A 20,261-nucleotide genomic window follows, 5' to 3' on the forward strand; every position below is an offset into this window, starting at 1 on the left:
CGCAGTTGCTTTTTCTCATAACAGCTTTCACCAGAGGTGCCAAATAAAAATGCCCGGACGAAGCCGGGCATTTTTGATTTTATCTAAAGTCGAGCAAAAGCACCTGATTTACTCCATGATTTTGAACTCTACCCTTCTGTTCTTCTCACGGTTTTCTCTTGTGTCATTCGGTACCTTAGGCTTGGTTTCACCATACCCCACCACAGTCAATCTTGCTTTATCGATGCCATTGTTGATAAAGTAATTATAAACCGCTCTGGCACGAAGTTCGGATAGTCGCTGATTGTAATCTTCCGGGCCGGAGGTGTCGGTGTGGCCAGAAACCTCAATCTTTCCTATTTTTTGTGCTTCAAGCATTTCTTTTACCCTTTCGAGCTCGGGGTAAGAAGCGGTCTTCAGCTCGTATTTTTCAAGATCGAAAAAGATGTTGTTGAACGATATTTCCGCACCTTTTTCCAGCTTAACCATATAAAGATCAAGTTGCCTTGTTTTTTCTTCAGGGTTTGGCTGATTAAGGTCAAGGTTTCTATCGAGAGAAATATAACCGGCAGCCTCAGTGATTACACCATAGTGGGCACCGCCCCTTAGGCTAAAGTGAAACTCACCTGTTTCAGGATTGGTCTTCACCGCACCGATGTCGACGCCGTCAGGTAGCCTTTCTATCATGATGGTAGCAATTACTGGCTTTTGGGTTTTTTCGTCAAGCACCCTGCCGTTCAGAGCAATGACAACATCCCTTGGGTTTATCTTCAGGTTTTTATTCTTAACACCGTCTAACTCAGAGGTAGCCAAAAGTTTGTCGGACTCGATGAAAAACTCCTGAATTTCGAACCTGTAAATATCAGTGTCCTCATTTTCATCTCCTCTTGAGAAATAGGCATGCTTGCCTGAAGTGGGCATATTGAAATAGATGTCGTCACTTGCAGTGTTAATCCCTGCACCGAGGTTTTCGGGCTCCGACCAGTTTTGCCATGTGTCATCCAGCCTCGTGGTTACAAAGATGTCCGCACCACCGTATCCACTGATGCCTTTTGTAGAGAAGTAGAGGGTTTTATTGTCGTTGGTCAGGAAAGGTGCCTGCTCATCAGAAGCATTGTTGAGATCCCCGCCAAGGTTTTTAGGCTCCGACCAGGTGCCGTTGCCTTTTTTGAATGATACATAGAGATCTCGCCCGCCGTAGGTGTCGTCCCTCTCCGATGAGATAATCATTGCTTTGCCGTCTGCCGAAAGCGAATAGTCTACTCTGGAATTGTAATTGTAGTCATTCTCAATCTCGATGTTCTCAGGTTCGGCCCATTCACCATTGACAAGCTTGCTCATTGAAGCACCAGCAAACATTTTGCCCTTTTTACCATATTGGTTACCCAATAAAAGTATCATCTCTCCATTTTCCTGAGTTATGGAAGAAACAAAGTTTGGCCCTTTTGTATTCAATGGTGGGCCCGCATTCTTAGCAATGTTCCACTCTTGCTTTTCTTCATTCCATTCTGAATACCAGATGTCCTCGGCGTCATCCACGCCTCCAACGTTTTGTGGATGGTACTGACGGCTAAAAAAGAGGTATTTTCCGTCAGGAGATATAATTGGACTGTGCTCTACGTAGGTACTGTTTACGTTTTCTCCCAATTTCTCAACTGTTTCCAGGTTTTGGTTTACATTCTGGGCGATGTTGACCAATACTGTAATAGGAATGTTTGAGTCACTTATACCGATGGCATCGATACTGTTAAGCCCTTTGATAGAACGCCCATCAATAACGAGCCTGATGCCGGCAATCTCATAACTGGTTCTTTCGAAGAAAAGGTTGAGCAGCCTGCTTTCTATAGGGATGGATCTGGGAGTCAGCTCAAACAACAAAAACTCATTGAAGGAAGCATCGTAGGCATATACCTGCGAAATGGCACCCGGGTTTTGCGACTCAGCGATTGCAATTTGCTGTGCTCTAATAGGCTTTTCGAAAGCAACAGTGATAAATTCGGTTCTGTCGGCCTTGTTGGGGGTCCAGGCATTGGGATTGTCGCCTCCATTGGGCAACACGTTGGGCTTGTGAAGCACCTGCATTGCTGAGTATTCCAGTGGGGACATCTCTGACGAAACTTCAATGACTCTACTGGCCCAGCTAACAGATTCCTGTGCTTTCAGGCTTATGCCAATTGCAAAAGAACATAATACTAGTAGAATTCTTTTCATATCAAGCCGATTCAATAAGGTTTAGGATTAGGGATAAATTATTCTCGAATGACTCGTACCTCAACACGGCGATTCCTTCGTTTATCTTCATCAGTTCTTTCAAGCGTAAGTGGTTGAGTGCCCCCAAAAGCTTTTGTTTGCACTCTGTTCTTTTTTATGTTTTTAGAAATTAGATAATCTTTTACGGCATTTACCCTTTCCAACGACAACTCCATATTAGCGGCATCGCTGCCCTCAAAGTCGGTGTGGCCTTCAAGCTGAATAACCATGTTGGGCCTCTCGTTAAGCCAGTCCACCAAACGATCCAACTCTTCAAACGAGCTTGAGCTTATCTTTGACCTGCCTCTTTCGAAAATAAGATTTTCGAGAGTGATCATTTGATTAGCCCTGTCAGGGGTAAGGCGGAACTCCAAATTAAAGGCAGAATCGCCTGCCTGTAGCCCAACCTTAAATTCTCTGTCAACAGCATCATACCCATTTGCCTTAATTTTCATGGTGTAGGAAGTGTTGTTGAATAGGAATAGCTCAAAAGAGCCATCTTGCTGCTTGCTCTTATTCGATCCCATATCATCATAATAGGGAAGCTTTTCATAGAAAACAGAGGCGACAATAGGTTCTCCGGTTTTATCATCCACAACTTTTCCAGACACTTTAACTAAGGAATCCTTCTGCTGATAAAACCCTGCTGTTGATAAAAAACTAGCATTAGCTTTAAGCTGCCACGCACTTGCTATAAAAAACAGGGCAAGATATGCTGCCGGTGTTATTTTCATGGTAAGGTCGATAGTAATTTTTCCAATAAAAGTAAGCTTTTTCGAAGCTAATAAAAAAAATTATTGAATTAATCAAAGGCTCGTTCATTGAACAGCAAGTAGCCCAAATGAAACAGTGCTCCCCATTTTTGCTCTTCATCATCATAGTAGTTAGCAGCAAAGGCAATGGGGCCTATTGGGCTTTGAAAGACTACACCTGCTGATGCAGCGAAAAATATCTTCCTGGTGTTTTGTCTATATACAGGCATTTCATTTGGCAACTTCTCAAGCAACTGGAGTGGCACAAAAAAATGTCCCTCCATCCTGAAATGAAGGTTGTCACGAACAAAAAACATCTGCTTCACACCGCCAGCGGCAAACTTATTGGATCTGAAGTTTTCCAGAATGAGAGTACGACTGTCTTGAAATGGGTAGTAGCCGCCACCGGCAACTTGAGTTCCCCGGTAGCTGCTTAGGGCAGGGAATGTTGAAAAATGGCCGACCACCTGATAACCGATTCCATACCAGCTAAGCAACCTGTTGTATTTTTCGTAGGAGATTTTCGCCGTTAGCCAGGAGTGGCTGGCCTCTCTGTAAGCAAGTCCGGAGGTGCTTCCCGGAAAGTATTTTTCTGAAGCGTGGTATCCGCCAACAGAACCTTCAAAGGCCTCTCCCTTTGTTGGGTATTGATAGAAGTTGAGGTTACTCTGCCTCACTTTTATTTTGCCCGTAAAACCCTTGAGTCGCAGTTCGTCAAGTACATCGCTGGTATTAACTTCCTGGATAGCGGCGAAATTATCTCGGGTGTAAAAAAGGCCCGGGCTGAACGTCAGTTTGTGGTGAGTGCCCAGGGGAGTACTGATGTTGAAGGTGAAATTTCTGTCCACCTGATTGACAATTGTGGGAGCCTTGTCCCTCAAAAGTATTTCAGTAGAATTAATAAAATCCCACTTGTTGTAAACGTATTTTGGCTCCAGATAGAAGGGGATATATGTTGGAAAGTAAAGCCTGGCGCTGGCTTTGGCAGATTGGTAAAACCTGCCAGCATTGATGGCACCGTCGAAGTGGGTGAATACCTGGCCAAGCCGCTTGTATTGTGCGCCAACCAACAGGTTAGAGGTGCTTCGGCTGGTCATTGTTCCTCCCAAAATCATTTTTACCTTCCTGTGAGGTGAGCCAGTCAGCTTTAACTTGTAGTTGTCGCTAGTTTCGCTCTTTGTGATTTGAGGATACATACTTCTGAAGTAGTCTTCAGAAACGATTTTGTAGTAGCCTGACTTTATCTTTTCCAGCTCAACAATTTTGTTCTTTTTCTCCAGCAGATTGTCGAGGTATTTTGTTTGTCTGGAATTAAACCCCTCGACCTCCACTTCACTGAAGTCGAGCGGTACAAAATCTGATTTAAATGAGTTTCTGCTAGAGGCGATTTCCTCCTTCTCAACACGTCGACCTATTTTCGACTTGATGAACTCCATTTGTCTCATAGTTTCCACATAGCCACTGTCGGTTATACTTTTGGCTCTTGCAAAATCAGTTGAACTGAGCCCTTCCAGGTTGGGCTCGATGTAGATGTTACCCTCCAGTCTGGTTGGGTCAGACTTATCAAGCATAAGAAAGAGCAATTGCTCGTTTACAAGGTGGTCGGCTTCTTTGGAGGGGTATTCCTTGTAAACCTTTGAGGCTACATTAACACCAATGATGATGTCGGGCTTAAATTCCTCGATGGCAATGTCCACGGGAAAGTTGTTGTAAATGCCACCATCGAAAAGATACTTTCCATCAAACTTTATAGGGCGGAAGAAGAAGGGAACCGTCATTGAAGCCCTGAGTGCATCCGACAAGTTTCCATCACTCAGCAGCACTGCCTGCTGAGTGAAAACTTCTGCGGCCATTGCCCTGAAGGGCACAAAAAGGCTGTCGAAATTGTAGCCAGCCCTTCGGGATGCCTGTGCCAGGTGTTCGGCCAGGGCGAAGTTCAGCGCATGATCCTCAGCTATATTGGCACTGAAAGAGGCCGTAAAGGCAGAGTCAAGTGACAATTCGACTGACATCCATCGGGAGTCAGGATCCTTCTGGGTATAGTAGTAGTTATAGTCATCTCTGATCACTCCCTTGACCCAGTTTTGGATGTCTTGTGATAGAGCTATTTCCATGATTTGGTCTGCACTGTATCCGGCGGCATAGAACCCACCTACGATGCTGCCCATTGAAGTGCCCACTATGTAGTCGATAGGGATGTTGTTTTCCTCGAGGGCTTTGATTACCCCAGCATGTGCCAGCCCCTTGGCGCCGCCGCCGCTAAGTACAAGCGCCACTTTTTGGGAAAAGCTGCAACAGTAAATGAGTGACATTGAAAGGAGCAAAGTCAGCCTTTTCCCCATACTTGACAGTTTTAGAAAATTTTGCGAGAATATACTGTCAAAACTGCTGGCAACAAATAAAAGTGTGCAGGAAGAGAAGGTTAATCTACAGAAGCATTGAGAACTGGCTTTTCGGTTAAAAAGGAGATGGTATCAATAGCCGAAAGAATCTTATCCCTTTCTTTGAAATATGCTTCTTTATGCGCCTCAGCAATAGGCTGCGACGGTGGGATTTCGACAGAGAAAGGATCGACCTGAACGCCATTGCGCCAAAACCGGAAGCAAACATGCGGCCCCGTAGCCAACCCTGTGCTTCCCACGTAGCCAATGACCTCACCTTGCTTCACCGCTTTGCCGGGCCGCATGCCGCTGGCTATTTTACTCATGTGCAGATACTGAGTAGTGTAGGTGGCGTTGTGCCGTATTTTCACATAATTACCGTTTCCTGAATGGTAGGTGGCTTCCGTGACAACACCATCACCCACGGTATAAATTGGTGTTCCCTTAGCTGCTACGTAGTCCGTCCCCAGGTGAGACCTGTACCTCTTTAACACGGGGTGAAACCGTCTACCCGAATACCGTGAGCTTATCCGGCTAAAATTAACCGGGGCTTTAAGAAAAGCCTTTCGGAGGCTGTTTCCTTCCTCGTCGAAGTAATCCAGCCCGTCTCCCTGGTTGTAGTACACCGAATAAAAATCACGGCCAGCATGATAAAAATAGGCCCCCACCACCCTTGGAATGTTTACCACCTCGCCTTCAATTAGCTCTTCTTCAAATATGACTTTGAAGTAATCGTTGGCATCAATATGAAAAAAGTCGATTTGCCAGGCGTACATATCTACCAGCTTCGAAACAAGCATAGGTGAAACATTGGCGTTGATGAGCGTTTCATAGAGCGAAGACTCAATTTTGGCAGCAATAGCCCGAACTTGAAGCGCTTTTTCCTTTTGTACTCGCTCTGTATAAACAGAGTCGGACATGTGGAAGACCACATATTCGGTTTTGTCCGGTTCGTAAGCCATGGCTACGACCTTCGCCGCAGAGTCTTTTGTGGTGAAAACGGTGTAGTTTTTTCTGTAGCCAATTTTCCTTACATCGAAGACTTTTCTTGAGCTAGTGGCCACCTCATAAATTTTGGTGGGGTCAATATTGTAGGTCTTCAGAATATCAGACAGTGTCTGATTTCTTTTAACGATGTCTTCGTAAACGTTAAAAGAATCCAAATTAAAACCGTAGAGTCTTTCGGGTTCGTAGACCGTTGTGACTGTGTCTACCGTAACCAATTCCGTTTCGCCGGTGTATTCAGGTTGGTAGGTAGCTTGCTGGTGTTTATATGCGAGGAAAAATAAACAAGAGATTATTACTAAGATGGTTCCTGCCAGAACGTATTTCTTCATCAGGTCGAATCAGGGGTTTATGGTCGAAAAAACGGGTTTGTTCTTCGTCATAGAAGAACTCGCCTCATCCAGAAACGTTACAAAGTTAGCAATATTGAGGTCATAGGCCTTGGGAGCAGCCAAAAGGTTCTCGTTTGGATCCAAAATCACGTAAAAAGGCTGGGCATTGTTGTTAAACCTCGTGATCTGCAAGTCTGCATTTTGCTTCCCAATGGATTTTTTGATTTTACCATCATATTCCGACTCATACCACTGTGATTCGGGGAGCTCGGTCTTTTCGTCCACGTAAAGCGCCACTAGTACAAAGTCATTTTTTAGTCTTTCGAGCACCTGAGGGTCAGACCACACCCTTGCCTCCATTTCCCTGCAGTTCACGCAGCCATGTCCGGTAAAATCGATAAAAAGCGGTTTCTGTTGTTCCCGTGCGCAGGCAATGGCCTGGTCGTAGTCGAAATAGCCAGTGAGACCATGAGGGAAGTGAAGCATGTCGGCGTATTTTGGCGGTTCGCAGATGCTGTTGGATGCTGTGCCTGAATTAGAAGAACCCCCTTGCTGACGAACAATGCCAGGTAAGTCAAAGTCCATTGTGGATTGTGGAGGTAAATAACCAGCCAGGGCTTTCAGGGGGGCACCGAACATGCCTGGGATCATATAAACCACGAATGTAAAGGTGACGACAGCGAGAATTAGTCTTGGCACTGGCAGCTTCTCCATTTTGCTGTCGCCAGGCAGCTGAATTTTGCCAAGCAGATAAAAGCCTAACAAGGTGAAAACCACAATCCAGATAGCCAGGTAGATCTCTCTATCGAGGATATTCCAGTGATAGGCCTGGTCGGCAATGCTCAAAAATTTAAACGCCAAAGCGAGTTCGAGAAAGCCCAGCACTACTTTCACCGAGTTGAGCCAGCCGCCTGATTTTGGCAGTGTGCTTAGCCAATTCGGAAAAAAAGCAAACAATGTAAATGGCACTGCAAAAGCCATTGAAAACGCCGCCATGCCCAAAATCGGCTTCAAGATCAATCCTCCGGCGGACTCCACCAGGATACTTCCGACGATGGGGCCGGTGCAGGAGAAAGAAACCAACACCAGCGTAAAGGCCATAAAGAAAACGCCAATCATTCCGCCCTTGTCAGCGTTTCGATCCATGGCATTGACCCACTTATGTGGTAAAGTGATTTCGAAAAGCCCAAGAAATGACAGTGCAAAAATAATGAAAACCAAAAAGAAAATGACATTGGGCACCCAGCCAGTGGCCAGGTCATTGGCAATTTCAGGCCCCATAAATGGAGCAACAAGAGAGCCGATGAGGGTATAAATAAGCACGATGCTGAAGCCATAAAACAAAGCCATTCCCTTGCCACTTTTCTTATCACCTTTTCCAGTGAAAAAGGTGACGGTCATGGGAATCATTGGAAACACACAGGGCGTAAGCAGCGCCGCAAGCCCTGCTAAAAAGGCAACGACCATAAAGCCCCAGAGCGAATAGGCATCTGTTGAATCTCTTTTGTTCAAGACTGCCGTTTCGGTGCCTTCCGAACCCTTTTTAACTTCGGTGGGGCTTTTCTTGGAATCGCCAGTGAAGGTGGCGTATGTGAAGTCTTCATCTAAATTGATGCACTTGCCATCTACATCGGTGCAAACCTGATAGAAAAAGCTGCCTGAAAGGTTAACCGGCAGGCTGTTGACGAGAATGGTCTGACGAAATTCAGCGTGCTCTCTAAAATACGTGTATTCCCCTTCCCATAGGTCGTCGTATTTTCTTTTGGCGCCAATGGGTCTTATGCTATCGATTGCTTCGTAAGAAGGATCGCCCACGAAGTCAAACTCTGCGACAATAGGACCGAGATCAGGGTCGAAGTCTGAAGAATATAAGTACCAGGTATTATCTATTTTAGCTTTGAAAACGAGGCTAAGCGTATCGCCTACCTTGGGGTCTTTATTGCTCAACTCATAACTCCACGATATGGGCTTTTGTACCTGCCCAAAGGAGGCAAAAATGGTGACAACTCCAACCAGACTTAATAGTATTCTTTTCATCAGTTTCTTCTTTTTTCAAAAAGAGAAAGAGCCAAATTTCACTCCTTAACGCAATCCCTTCGCAGAGAGTTTGTTTGCTTGTTTTTATTTCGCTTTGCTTAAAGTAGCAAAGTGTTTATAAAATAGCGTGATGGTTTCAATTCCTTTGATGTAGTTAAATATGCCATAGCTCTCATTAGGAGAATGGATGGCATCTTCGTCAAGCCCAAATCCCATCAGCAAAGAGTCGAGGCCTAATACTTTTTGAAACAGTGCTACGATCGGTATGCTCCCCCCTTCCCGGGTGGGTATCGGGGCCTTTCCCCAGGCTTCTTCCACTGCCAATGCCGCAGCCTGGTAGGCCGTGGACTTGGTAGATACCATAGCGGGTTCGCCGCCATGGTGGGGCGTTACTTTGACCTTAACTGTTTTAGGGGCCACACTCAGAAAATAGTCCGTAAACAGTTTTGTGATTTCATCAGAGTTCTGGTTTGGCACCAGTCTCATGCTGATTTTGGCGTAGGCTTTCGAGGGAAGCACTGTTTTGGCACCCTCACCAATGTATCCACCCCAAATGCCGTTGACATCGAAAGTCGGCCTGATGCCGGTTCTCTCAATAGTCGAAAAGCCGTCTTCTCCGAAAACTTCGGCTATGTCGAGGTCTTTTTTATATTTCTCAAGAGAAAAGGGCTGCTTCGCCATAGCTTCCCTATCTGCTTTTGACAACTCCACGACTTTATCGTAGAACCCGGGAATTGTGATGTGACCATTTTCGTCCTTCATTTTGTGGATCATTTCACAAAGAACATTGATGGGATTTTCTACAGCGCCGCCATACATACCCGAATGAAGATCTCTGTTTGGCCCTGTTACTTCCACTTCCACATAAGTGAGACCACGAAGCCCAACTGTGATGGAAGGATGTTCATTGCTGATGATGCCCGTGTCAGAAATCATAATCATGTCAGCCTTCAGCTTCTGTTTGTTGGCTTCGGTGAAAATGCCCAGATTGTTGGAGCCCACTTCTTCTTCACCTTCGATCATGAACTTTACGTTGCAGGTGAGTGAATTGGTCTGCATCATCGTTTCAAAGGCCTTAATATGCATGTACATTTGGCCTTTGTCGTCGGCAGAACCCCGGGCATAGATTTTCTCATTTCTAATGGTGGGTTCAAACGGAGGGGTTTCCCAAAGTTCATAAGGATCGGCAGGTTGCACGTCGTAGTGCCCGTATACGAGAACAGTTGGAAGTGTGGGGTCAATTATTTTTTCTCCATAAACAATGGGATGGCCATCAGTAGGGCAAATTTCAGCCTTATCGACGCCAGCTTCGACTAGCTTCTTCTTTATAAACTCCGCTGCTCTTTTTACATCGTCCTTGAACTTTTTGTCGGCACTCACCGATGGAATTCTCAACAACTCAAAAAGCTCATCTAAAAACCTTTGCTGGTTTTCCTCGATGTAGGGAATCTTGGTTTTAACACTCATGAAATTTTAATTTATCGGGCTAATGTTTTAAAGGTTGCTGTGCTGCATTTCTTCGGAATGAAACATCAGTGTGTTCATCAGGTAAAAGTAAGGAATATTACCAAGACGCTGCAAAGGCAAATCTGCTATGTATCAATGGTATTTGTCCATGGTTGTATTGAAAAAAGTTACAACCAGGTTGAACTTTCGGGAAGGGCTTGTTTACCCTGGCAGTCGCAGGATTAGAAACCGTCTTTGTCTTTTTCAATTGTATCAAAGCTGTCCTTTCCAAAGGCAGGGTCGGTAGTGAATTGTAGTTTGAAAGGTTTGTCGATATTATAGTAATTTTTGCGAAAATTATTGATAAAAGTCATCGTTTCGGACTCCTCGCCAAGCCCAAGAGCAAAAGCACCTAGTGCGGCTTTTTCAAGTGTAGAGGAGTTTCTTATCTCCTCGTTAAATTTCTGGTTGGAAGAGAGAATAAGGAGCCTGTTCTGGTCGAACCTGAAGTGGTACCAGGTGGCTTCTGAAAACATGATGAAAATATTTACGATGTCTCCAAGGGGGTCTCTTTTAATTTCAACAAAGCCGTCAGCTTCTGCATTTATGTCGTTTCTGAAAATGTTTGAAATGCCAATCTTGCCATCGTTGTACCAGGCCTTGTGAGTAGCATTCCATTGCAGGTTGACCTCCGAGAGAGACAGTGCTTTTTGAAGCTCTGGTGACACAGATACCAACGGCACGTAATTTTTCAAAGTGTTGTTTTCATAGCTTTTGGCTATCTGATCGCTGGTAAGGTTGGCGAGGAGATAAACCAAGTCACCCTGTATGTTATTTGCCTGTGGAGCCCCCAGGCGCTCAATAATGTCAACGAGGTCTTTCGTCATAACCTCGGTTGCCGCTGGGCTAATTTTGAAGTCGGCCGTTAAAAAAGCCGTCATTTTGAAGTAGGAGGAGTCGAGTCGGCCAATCCCTTTTGCAGATGCCTTCAAAGTGAAATCGGGGCTGTTTTTTATAAAGGTTACCGGGCCTTCAAAGATCACACTATTGGTGTTTTCGGAGTAAATGAACGTGCTACCAGCATAGGAATTCCCGTCTGACTTGGCTTGGTCTTCTATTTTGTAGAAATCCCCCTCAAGATTATAAGAAAGGGTGCCATGAGGTGTAAAAAGATCAAAGTCAATCGGGTCGTTTTTGTCGTTAATGTAGGTCAGGTATATAATGTCGTCAAATGAGTCATAGTGTAGGCCTGCGACTAGTTTCTGGCCTGTTTCCGCTGTTGAGGCATCAAAGTTGACAAGCACTTCAGGGTTTTCAGTTTTGTTGGTGTAGCTGATCCACTGAGAGTCTCTTTCTTTCTTCCAGTCGAGCTTCACTCCGCCAATCAGCTCAAGCGCCCTCCGGTCTGCATACATTTTCGCCCGACCTTTGTACAGAAACCCCGGCGACATCACAAAATCCTGATCTTCCAGCACATCGCCTTCCGACACGGTCATCGTTTTGAACCTGTTCTTGGCTATGGGCACATTCTGAAGCTCAAATTGATTGAACTTGATCGTAAAAGTGTCCTGCGCCGCATTGACGAGCTGATACAGTGCGCTGCCAGTGAATTTATTTCTGTCGACAATGGTGATGAGTCCACTGGTCAGGGTATGGTAACGATTGGCAGTGTCAATCCTTACAATAGCATTTTTAAGCTCCTGTAGAGTTGAGTTCTCAAGGATCGTAATCTCTTCGTTTTCCGGCGTGATTTCCGCATCCGCCACCGTGATGTACGGAATGCCCTGCAGGTTCAACTCGTAGCGGTTGATATCGTAAATACCCGCCGTTGCGTTAAACGCCAGCGAATCGAGGTCGGGTCGGGTTGAGTAGAAGTAGGAGTCTTCAATAGCAACGTTGGCCGGCTTGCTCATCGTAATCTTTTGGTCGTTTAGGTTCCAAATGGCGTTGGTGATTGACGTCTTCATTTGCGCATAAGGGAAGCCTATGGCCGCTACACCGGCCTTTTCAGGGTGCACGTCTGCAATGTTGCTGGCGAGGTCAAAGTTCAGCGCAATATCCTCTCCAGCCATGGCTGGCTTCTGTGGGTTGTCAGTCAAAATTTCAAACGCTCCATGCCTGGCGCTGAATTTTGTTTCTGAAAAACTGAACTGCTTCGATTTCACCCTCGACCCACGTGTCTCCAGCGTGCCAAGCCCAAAGGCCCCTTTGGCAGTAATGTTTGCAGCCCCCTGAAGCTTGGCTGTGCCATTGTACAACTCAATGGGGTCACCGATATTTTTGAGAAACATACTGTCTTTTTTGGGCAGCCATTTCATTCTCAGGGCTCCCATTATTCCTTGTGGGAAGGACGCCGATCCTAAGTTGCCCGGCCTGATTTCGCCACTTTGAGCAATGGCTGAAGTAGAATCCAAATAGAAAATAAAGTCGTTAGAGTATACGGTAGTCGTTAAATAGTCAATCTTTCCATTTGACCTCAAGCCCTGGTAGCTCAGGCTTAGGTTGTTGTAGAGTGTTCCCGTGCCCCCATACAGCTTGTAGCCGCTCTCAGGTATTTTGTGCTCAAAGCCCAGCGACTTATCAGGTTGAATAACAAGCTTCTCCTCAAACGGCTCCAATATGTCTCCTGCATAGAAGGTGCCCTCAAAACTTATACTTGCCCCATCACTTCTGTTGGAGCTGTCTATTTCGAATGGCGGTATCACAAATCTGACTGTTTTGTTATAAGCTCCCTTAAGAATCTCTTTAGAGTCGAAGAAAACAACGGCTTCGGAATCGGAAGTAAAGTAAGGATACTGGAGGTTTTGCTTTTTCCCTGACTTGTTGTCGGGGCTTTCTACAAATAGGGTTCCGGAGGTAAGCTCAAGGTGGTTATGCAAGGCAGTCTTTTCTTCACCGCCTTCAACTTTAAGCGAGTCTGGCACTGGAATCTGAATCCTGATGGAGTCAATTGTCGGCATGGCAAAAAGATTGTCCGCATATTGAAACTGAAAATCTTTTCCTTTGTATACGAAATCTCCGGCATTCACCATTCCATTAAACAGCAAGTCCCTACCCTCCAGAATTTTGACTACACCGCTGTCTGGTTCCATGTAAACCTTCAGGTCGGTAGTAATGTATACCCTGTCAACGCCCCTGAGAGTGAGTTCTTTGGTGCCAAAATTAAGCGTGCCGTTAGGATACCGCTCGGTAAGAGAAGGTACGATAAGGTTATCGTAGTCTTTCTTGTTCTGATTAGATAGAATGTAGTGAAAAGATTTGTCCTTCACCTTTATGAACCCCGTTTCAGCCTGGAAATTGATGAAGCCATTTTGGTAAAGGAAATTCATTGCCGCAAGCGCCTGATTGTAGTCAAGCTTATAGGCCGTTGTCATGTCGCGAAGGTAAAATTCACTTGCTCCTGAATTCCTGGCATACCGAACCACGGCCATGATAGGATGATATCCGAACAAGCCCGGGTACATTGAAAACCTCTTTTCGCTAAAGTAGTCTTGAGACTCGAAAACCGCTGGGACACGATTTCGAGCATTCATAATAGAGATATCGAGGCTGTCGGTCTTCAAATCCCAGCTAATTTTGTCGGCGCTAAAGTCCATCACGAAAAACGACGAAGAGTAAGGCGTGCCTTTGAATTTATTCTGGTCTCTGTATAGAGTGAGTAGGTTTTTGCCCTCATCAAAAACCAGTTTATTCTGCGGATGGAAGATCGAATCGCCATTGTGGTAAATAGCGACCATTGCCTTGTCCGACGTTATCAAGGAGTCCTCGAAGGCGTACTTGACGCCCCTTGCTGTAAAAGAACGACCAAAGTCATCTCTAATATTTAGTACAGATGGTCGCTTGAGAGCGGAGGTGCCGTAAAATTTGTTCCCTATAATAGAAAAGCCCCCCGTATACGCAGCATTTGGCGCTTTGAGTTTTAAAGTGATGTCGGCATAGTAGGAAGTAAACTGGGGAAAATACAGCTCCTCTTTGTCTGTTCTCTGATAGCTCTTGAAGTCGAAAATTCCCTCTGCTTCTCCGTCAAACCAGGCAGGGAAGCTGAGAGTGACCTTCTCCGCACTTATTCTTGGTTTAGTGATTTCAAAGCTGTAATCGGTAAAGGTAACAGAGGCGGCTTCGGCACCATTTGCTTCGCCGGGCCAGCTAAATTTACCCCCGCTGCCCACAAACACTTTGTCGTGGATGACAACCGAGCCCGACGTGTTTTGGATGCCGACGGAGTCATAGGGTGTTACTAACCTGAAATTTACATTGTTGAGCTTTATCACAGGGCCGCTCACTTCCGGGAGTAGTGCTTGACTAACCACTTCGGCCACAAAAGCATCAGCCACTGGCGCAGGCTCCGCTACCGGGTCGTTGCCCCATCCTGAGTCATTGCCCCATCCGCTATTAGACGGTGTGCCCCAACCATCGTTGCTGCTGTCGGCGGTTCCCCAGCCGCTATCTGCCGGAATTTCCTCCTCGATCGGGGGCTCCTCAGCAGGCAATACATAAGCCGGTTCCGCCTCGTCCAATTCAAAGCCATAAGTGCCTCCCTCGGCATATAGTTTGAAGTATTTGGTGTAGTACAAAGCCCTTCGGGCAAAGAATTGATTGAGCATGAGCAAAAACTCGCTGTACTCCTTGTTGCGGTAGGTGTCGACTACCTGGTTATTGATCTTGAGAAGATTTGTGAGCTCGGTGGAGCTGATATTTTCCTTTTGAATGGCGTAGGCTATGTAGGCACCGAAGAACTCGAAATATGGGTAGGTGCGCATTCTCCGATCCCGCATTTTGACGGCGATGTCGATAATGATTTTCTTCTGGTCGGCATTGATCTGACCCGAATTCCACACGGTGACAAAGTCAGCGGCGATCTTGGCCGCACCTTCATTGTCAATCTGTCTTATGCCGTTTGATAAATCTTGCCCGAATGTGTTGGGGTCAGTCGAAAAGGTAAACTGTTGAGCCCATAGATGTGAGGACAGCAATAGCAATATTGCTAAGAATCTCATTTTGAGAGATAACCGTTCCCTTAAAAACACCTGCATAACTTCAAAGGTAACGAAAAATGAGGGCCTGTTACTATCTATTCAACCGCCTTTTTTTCGAAAGCAGTAGCCACCCACTTCTCTCGCACCCTATGGGTGGTCTTGCGAAAGCCAAGTGACGAGGCTTTTTCCTCAATTACTGGCAGGTCAGTTTCGTAGAAGCCGCTTAGGTACAGCTTGCTGCCTTCCGGAAGCACAGCGGCATAGTCCGGCATTTCTTCCAGCAACACATTTCGATTGATATTGGCGATGGCGAGGTCGTAAGAAGGGTTCTTTTTTACTTCCTTTACAGTGCCTAGCTGGATTTTGATATTACTGCAATCGTTAATAGCGATGTTTTCCATGCCGTTTTCTATGCACCACTCATCGATGTCGCTGGCGTCGATGTGCGCTGCACCAAGTTTAGCGGCCAAAATGGCCAATATGCCGGTGCCAGTACCAAAATCAAACACTGACTTTCCCTGCAAGTCACTATCAAGCAGTAGTTCCATCATGAGATAGGTGGTGGAATGGTGCCCCGTGCCGAACGACATTTTTGGGTTGATGACTATTTCCAACGGAAAAGATGGGTCGGGTTTATGAAAAGAAGCCCTGACCCTACAGCGGCCAGGGATTTCGATGGGGTGGTAGTTTGTTTCCCAGCTTTGGTTCCAATTTTCCTTTGGAATCTTCACTGTTTCGTAGCTGGCAATGCCAAGGAAAGAATACTTCTGGATAATTTCTTTGACGTCAGCCTCTTTGAAGCTCCCTTCCAAAATATAGGCATTAAACCCCTCGTCAGTTTCCTCAAAGGTGTCAAAGCCAATTTCTCCCAGCTCGGCTATGAGAATGTCTGCAAGATCCCTGGAGGTCTTAATTTGCAATTCGATAAAGTCCATCGTTGACCTGGATTAGGGTGGTTAACTGCCTATCTGCAGCCGACAAATGATTCGGTGTCAGTGAAATTAACAGAAAAGTGTTGCTGGCCTTTTTCTTTGACATAATATATCGTGAAGTCGGCCATGCCCCGGTTTTTGGTGAAGTACCAAATCCCCTGCCTGTCGGCGAAAACCCTGCTGCTTTCTTTGAAAATCAGCATGTCGGCAAAAGCTTCGTTTTCATCTTCAAAAACCAGGTAGTCAGCCCTTCTTCTGTCAGTTTCCACATATATGGCACCATAAACACCACAGAAATCCTGATCTGCACCAACCATTGGTTCGTCAACAGAAGAAAGGCTTAGACCAATTAAACCGAGGAAAACGAAAATGTTCATTTACTTCATTGCTTTTACAATGTCGACGAAGTCACGTGACTTTAGTGAAGCGCCGCCGATCAGCCCGCCGTCCACGTCGGGCTGGGCAAAAATTTCCACTGCATTGTCCGGCTTCACACTGCCTCCGTATTGTATAGTAATCTCTTCGGCAACATTCTTGCCATATTTTCCAGCCAGGTGAGCCCTGATTTCAGCATGCATTTCCTGCGCTTGTGCAGAGGAGGCTGTTTTACCGGTTCCGATAGCCCAAACAGGCTCATAGGCAATCACTACTTTTTGAAGAGCGTCTGCTGAAAGGTGAAAAAGCGCTTCAGATACCTGCGCAGTTACCAATTTAATATGATCGTTGGCTTCACGCACTTCCAGCTTCTCTCCGCAGCAGTAAATAGGCGTCATGCCAGCTGCAAGCACCGCATCAACCTTTTTTGCAAAAAGAGCATCTGTTTCTCCAAAGTATTCCCTTCGCTCGCTGTGGCCTATGATGACAAACTGAGTGCCGACAGACTTGAGCATCGAAACTGACGTTTCGCCTGTGTAAGCACCTGACGCATGTTCGCTGCAGTTTTGCGCACCAAGCATTACGTTTTTACTTCCTGCCAAAAGTTTGCTGATAGAGTTTAAATGAACAAAAGGGGTACATAAAACCACCTGCACGTCGCTGGTCACTTCATCCTTCACCATGTTAACCACCTCGGAAGTTAGCTGATGTCCTTCTTCCAGGTTCTTATTCATTTTCCAGTTTCCTGCTACAATCTTCTTTCTCATGATTTTCATTTTAATCGGGCCCAAATATAGCTGAATATGAATATTTAGAAGACCGCATTTGAGTTAATTGTCAGGAGAGCACAAAATAAAATGCTTCATTTTAGAGGCAATACCTCCAAAATCGGCGCTCAGGAAATTTTCTACAAAATGTTTGGAAACATAATTCGGCATATCTACGTTTGTGCCTTCAAGTCAATTCTTAGCAATTGATTTATAAAGAAGCGTGGAGAGACAGGCTCTATGAAGCGCTAGCAACCGGCCACTCAAGGTGGTAAGGTGCTAAATCCTGATCCGTCGGTTGGCGGAGAATATAAATTGAGAGCAAAATGAAAAATCAGGAATCTCTTCTAGCGACAAGCGCTATCTCATCGCACGGCCGGTCATCGGCTCACACATTTCGTGTATTAAATTTTTCAATCAGGGCGGCTTTTGCCTGCTGTTGTTGCTGTATGTGCTGCTAGGCGCTTTTGCCTTTGTCGCTTAGCAGCAAACGACGGACTATTGGCCAGGGAGCCAACCCGTTACAGGCAATTTTTTAATTCAACTTCAATTTAAAAACACCTTATAATATGTCACAATTAAGATTTGAAACACTGCAATTACATGCAGGTCAGGAAGTAGATTCAGCCACACAGTCGAGGGCGGTGCCTATTTACCAAACCACCTCCTATACATTCAAAAACTCTGAGCATGGTGCCAACCTGTTTGCCCTGAAAGAATTTGGGAACATCTACACACGGATCATGAATCCGACAACGGATGTTTTTGAGAAGAGAATAGCGGCCCTGGAAGGTGGTGTTGCTGCAGTGGCAACAGCATCGGGCCAGGCCGCACAGCTTTTGGCCTTGCACAACATTTTGGAGGCAGGCCAAAACCTGGTATCTACCAATCACCTGTACGGAGGCACTTATAATCAGTTCAAAGTTGCCTTCAAGAGGTTGGGGATTGACGTGAGGTTTGTAGAAAATGACTCACCAGCCGAGTTTGAAAAGCTGATCGACAAAAATACCAGAGCACTCTACCTTGAAACGATAGGCAATCCGGAATTCAATATTCCCGATTTTGAAGCGATAGCAGCAGTAGCGAAGAAGCATAATATTCCTTTGGTGGTTGACAACACCTTTGGCGCCGGTGGCTACCTGTTTCGCCCGCTAGAGCATGGGGCCAATGTGGTGGTTGAATCTGCCACTAAGTGGATAGGTGGTCATGGCACAAGTATCGGAGGAATCATTGTTGACGGTGGAAACTTCAACTGGGGCAATGGGAAATTCAAGCAGTTTTCGGAGCCGTCTGAAGGCTACCATGGCCTGAACTTCTGGGAAGTGTTTGGTGAAGGAAACCCACTGGGGCTGCCTAATATAGCTTTTGCTATCCGAACCAGGGTAGAAGGTTTGCGTGACCTCGGTCCGGCCATAAGCCCATTCAATTCTTTCCTTTTGCTTCAGGGCATTGAGACGCTTTCTCTCAGGCTAGACAGAACTGTGCAAAACGCCCTTGAGCTGGCGCAATGGCTAGAGAAACATCCTTTGGTTGAAAGCGTGAACTACCCGGGACTTGCTAGCAGCAAATACCACGCATTGGCCAAGAAATACCTGAAAAGAGGCTTTGGTGGTGTATTGTCATTCAAAATCAAAGGAGGTAAGGCCAACGCAGAAAAGTTTGTTGATTCGCTGAAACTCGTGAGCCACCTGGCCAACGTGGGTGACTCGAAAACGCTGATTATTCACCCAGCGTCGACGACGCACCAACAGTTGAGCGAGCAGGAGCAGCTAAAAGCTGGGGTCGATCCTAATTTATTGCGACTGTCGGCTGGTACCGAGCATGTAGATGACATTAAAGCTGACTTGATACAGGCTTTTGACCAGCTGAAAAAGTAAATTTTAGTTAATTATATATATACAGGTTAATTGATGACTTACCTCCCGGCTATACATCCAGTGGCCGGGAGGAATTTTAACCCAAAAGAAGAGGACTTAGTGAAAATAACCGAGGAATTATACAGATCGACCCAGCCATTGAAACTTGAGTCCGGTCGGGAATTGACAGAGTACCATTTGCACTATACGACATTTGGTAAGCTAAACCCCGAAAGGAACAATGTTGTGTGGGTGTGTCATGCACTTACAGGCAATTCCAATCCTTCAGAGTGGTGGCCAGGTTTGTTTGGGCCCGGTAAAGTGTATGATCCTGAGAAGTTTTTTGTGATCTGTGCCAACATGCTGGGGAGTTGTTACGGCTCAACCAATGCACTCGACAAAAATCCCGCCACAGCCAAGCCCTACTTTCACGATTTTCCCACACCCACCAATAGAGACATAGTTGGCGCTTTTATTCAATTGAGAAAATCCCTTGGCTTTGAAAAAGTCCACACCCTGATTGGCGGCTCTATGGGGGGGCAGCAAGCACTGGAGTGGGCCATTATTGAGCCTGACGTGTTTGAAAATCTCATTGGTGTTTCCACCAACGCCCACCATTCACCCTGGGGCATTGCTTTCAACGAGTCGCAGAGGATGGCGATTGCGAACGACGCTACCTTTAAAGAAAGCAAACCGGATGCAGGACTTGAGGGAATGAAGACCGCCAGAACAATCGCCTTACTTTCCTACAGGCACTACCTCACCTACCAAAGAACCCAGGAGGAGGATACAACGGAGAAAACAGACGACTATTTGGCGTCGAGTTATCAGCAGTACCAGGGCGAAAAGCTGAAGAAGCGGTTCAATGCGTATAGCTACTGGAGGCTGTCAAAAGCAATGGATTCGCACAATGTGGGCAGAGGAAGAGGCAGCATAGAGAAAGCTCTTTCGCAGATAAAAGCCAATTCACACTTTGTTGGCATCAGATCTGACATTTTGTTCCCCATAGATGAGCAGGTGTTTTTGGCCTCCCACGTAGACGATGCCTCGCTGGATATCATCGATTCGCTCTATGGGCATGATGGCTTTCTTATAGAATGGGAAGCCATTGGCGCTTCTATAGAGAAGTTTTATAAGAGGGTGATGGTGGCGGTGTAGCGATGCTTCTCCTGC

Annotated in this window: 12 protein-coding genes and 1 riboswitch; of the genes, 2 read left to right on the forward strand and 10 right to left on the reverse strand. The window is 45.9% G+C overall.

Annotated features, from left to right (window positions below; all coding sequences use genetic code 11):
* Positions 1-108 precede the first annotated feature (108 nt).
* The 10 genes from GC130_RS25930 to tpiA form a co-directional block, all read right to left on the reverse strand.
* Positions 109-2,190 (reverse strand): OmpA family protein, encoded by a 2,082-nt coding sequence (locus GC130_RS25930; protein WP_152001285.1) that lies wholly within the window; start codon positions 2,188-2,190, stop codon positions 109-111.
* A 38-nt stretch (positions 2,191-2,228) separates the two neighbouring features.
* Positions 2,229-2,963, reverse strand: coding sequence for an OmpA family protein (locus GC130_RS25935; protein WP_152001286.1), 735 nt, complete (start codon positions 2,961-2,963; stop codon positions 2,229-2,231).
* A 68-nt stretch (positions 2,964-3,031) separates the two neighbouring features.
* Positions 3,032-5,323, reverse strand: a complete 2,292-nt coding sequence (locus tag GC130_RS25940) for a patatin-like phospholipase family protein (RefSeq protein WP_152001287.1) — start codon at positions 5,321-5,323, stop codon at positions 3,032-3,034.
* 80 nt (positions 5,324-5,403) lie between these two features.
* A complete protein-coding gene (locus GC130_RS25945; RefSeq protein WP_152001288.1) occupies positions 5,404-6,699 on the reverse strand; it encodes a peptidoglycan DD-metalloendopeptidase family protein in 1,296 nt (431 codons plus the stop codon).
* A 9-nt stretch (positions 6,700-6,708) separates the two neighbouring features.
* Positions 6,709-8,736: a cytochrome c biogenesis protein CcdA gene (locus GC130_RS25950; protein WP_152001289.1), complete on the reverse strand. Its 2,028-nt coding sequence runs from the start codon at positions 8,734-8,736 to the stop codon at positions 6,709-6,711.
* Between the two features lie 84 nt (positions 8,737-8,820).
* The gene (locus tag GC130_RS25955; RefSeq protein ID WP_152001290.1) at positions 8,821-10,203 is read right to left on the reverse strand and encodes a dipeptidase; all 1,383 of its coding nucleotides are present in this window, start codon (positions 10,201-10,203) and stop codon (positions 8,821-8,823) included.
* 221 nt (positions 10,204-10,424) lie between these two features.
* Entirely contained in the window at positions 10,425-15,179 is a 4,755-nt protein-coding gene (locus GC130_RS25960; protein WP_152001291.1) for a hypothetical protein, read from the reverse strand.
* 74 nt (positions 15,180-15,253) lie between these two features.
* Positions 15,254-16,093, reverse strand: a complete 840-nt coding sequence (gene prmA / locus GC130_RS25965; protein ID WP_152001292.1) for a 50S ribosomal protein L11 methyltransferase — start codon at positions 16,091-16,093, stop codon at positions 15,254-15,256.
* Between the two features lie 29 nt (positions 16,094-16,122).
* A complete protein-coding gene (locus GC130_RS25970; RefSeq protein WP_152001293.1) occupies positions 16,123-16,467 on the reverse strand; it encodes a DUF6150 family protein in 345 nt (114 codons plus the stop codon).
* Positions 16,468-17,232, reverse strand: a complete 765-nt coding sequence (tpiA, locus tag GC130_RS25975; protein WP_152001294.1) for a triose-phosphate isomerase — start codon at positions 17,230-17,232, stop codon at positions 16,468-16,470.
* Positions 17,233-17,440: 208 nt separating this feature from the next.
* Positions 17,441-17,549: riboswitch (SAM riboswitch) on the forward strand.
* 252 nt (positions 17,550-17,801) lie between these two features.
* On the opposite strand from tpiA, the gene GC130_RS25980 reads away from it, so the two are divergent.
* Together GC130_RS25980 and metX are read left to right on the forward strand one after the other, a co-directional pair.
* Positions 17,802-19,109: an O-acetylhomoserine aminocarboxypropyltransferase/cysteine synthase family protein gene (locus GC130_RS25980; protein ID WP_152001295.1), complete on the forward strand. Its 1,308-nt coding sequence runs from the start codon at positions 17,802-17,804 to the stop codon at positions 19,107-19,109.
* A gap of 33 nt (positions 19,110-19,142) precedes the next feature.
* The gene (gene metX, locus GC130_RS25985) at positions 19,143-20,246 is read left to right on the forward strand and encodes a homoserine O-acetyltransferase (RefSeq protein WP_152001296.1); all 1,104 of its coding nucleotides are present in this window, start codon (positions 19,143-19,145) and stop codon (positions 20,244-20,246) included.
* Positions 20,247-20,261 lie beyond the last annotated feature (15 nt).

The sequence above is a fragment of the Imperialibacter sp. EC-SDR9 genome (genome assembly GCF_902498805.1).
Taxonomy (GTDB): Bacteria; Bacteroidota; Bacteroidia; order Cytophagales; family Cyclobacteriaceae; genus Imperialibacter.

Bases quoted from the DNA above. Each gene is read 5' to 3' on its own strand.
- GC130_RS25930 (WP_152001285.1), bottom strand. From the start codon at position 2,190: ATGAAAAGAATTCTACTAGTATTATGTTCTTTTGCAATTGGCATAAGC.
- GC130_RS25935 (WP_152001286.1), bottom strand. From the start codon at position 2,963: ATGAAAATAACACCGGCAGCATATCTTGCCCTGTTTTTTATAGCAAGT.
- GC130_RS25940 (WP_152001287.1), bottom strand. From the start codon at position 5,323: ATGGGGAAAAGGCTGACTTTGCTCCTTTCAATGTCACTCATTTACTGT.
- GC130_RS25945 (WP_152001288.1), bottom strand. From the start codon at position 6,699: ATGAAGAAATACGTTCTGGCAGGAACCATCTTAGTAATAATCTCTTGT.
- GC130_RS25950 (WP_152001289.1), bottom strand. From the start codon at position 8,736: ATGAAAAGAATACTATTAAGTCTGGTTGGAGTTGTCACCATTTTTGCC.
- GC130_RS25955 (WP_152001290.1), bottom strand. From the start codon at position 10,203: ATGAGTGTTAAAACCAAGATTCCCTACATCGAGGAAAACCAGCAAAGG.
- GC130_RS25960 (WP_152001291.1), bottom strand. From the start codon at position 15,179: ATGAGATTCTTAGCAATATTGCTATTGCTGTCCTCACATCTATGGGCT.
- prmA (WP_152001292.1), bottom strand. From the start codon at position 16,093: ATGGACTTTATCGAATTGCAAATTAAGACCTCCAGGGATCTTGCAGAC.
- GC130_RS25970 (WP_152001293.1), bottom strand. From the start codon at position 16,467: ATGAACATTTTCGTTTTCCTCGGTTTAATTGGTCTAAGCCTTTCTTCT.
- tpiA (WP_152001294.1), bottom strand. From the start codon at position 17,232: ATGAGAAAGAAGATTGTAGCAGGAAACTGGAAAATGAATAAGAACCTG.
- GC130_RS25980 (WP_152001295.1), top strand. From the start codon at position 17,802: ATGTCACAATTAAGATTTGAAACACTGCAATTACATGCAGGTCAGGAA.
- metX (WP_152001296.1), top strand. From the start codon at position 19,143: ATGACTTACCTCCCGGCTATACATCCAGTGGCCGGGAGGAATTTTAAC.